This window comes from Bacillus sp. SIMBA_031 (assembly GCF_046535225.1).
GTDB classification, from domain to species: Bacteria; Bacillota; Bacilli; order Bacillales; family Bacillaceae; genus Bacillus; species Bacillus velezensis.
On record NZ_JAWRXC010000036.1, the window covers coordinates 1 to 491 of the forward strand.

The 491-nt window shown below is 44.2% G+C and carries 1 protein-coding gene; it reads left to right on the forward strand.

What is annotated here, in order from left to right; genetic code table 11:
* Positions 1–491 (forward strand): condensation domain-containing protein (locus tag SB724_RS19385; RefSeq protein ID WP_410572405.1); only part of this gene is annotated, 491 nt, incomplete at both ends.

The window sequence follows — 491 nt, forward strand, 5'->3', positions numbered from 1 at the left end:
GGATTCAGTATAAGGATTTTGCCCAGTGGCAAAATGCATACCTTCGATCAGGCAGCCTGGATAAACAGGCAGCATATTGGAAGAAGCAGTTCGAAGGAACCGTTCCGGTTCTTCACTTGCCTTATGATTATGAACGGCCGAGTATCCAAAGTTTTGAAGGAGATAGTGTTCATTTCACCTTAGATAAAGAAATGACCGAAGGGCTAAGAGGATTGGCAAAAGAAGAGGGCGCGACGCTCCATATGGTTCTGTTGTCAGCATTCAATATTCTTTTATCCAAGTACAGCGGGCAGGAGGATATTGTCGTCGGAGTACCGGTGGCCGGCAGGCCGCATGCCGATCTGAGAAATATGATCGGTATGTTCGTCAATACACTGGCTGTGAGGAATCACCCAGATAAAGAGAAAACATTCAAAGAACTTTTGAAAGAAGTAAAGGAGAATTCACTGCAGGCATATGACAATCAAAGTTATCAGCTCGAAGAGTTAATT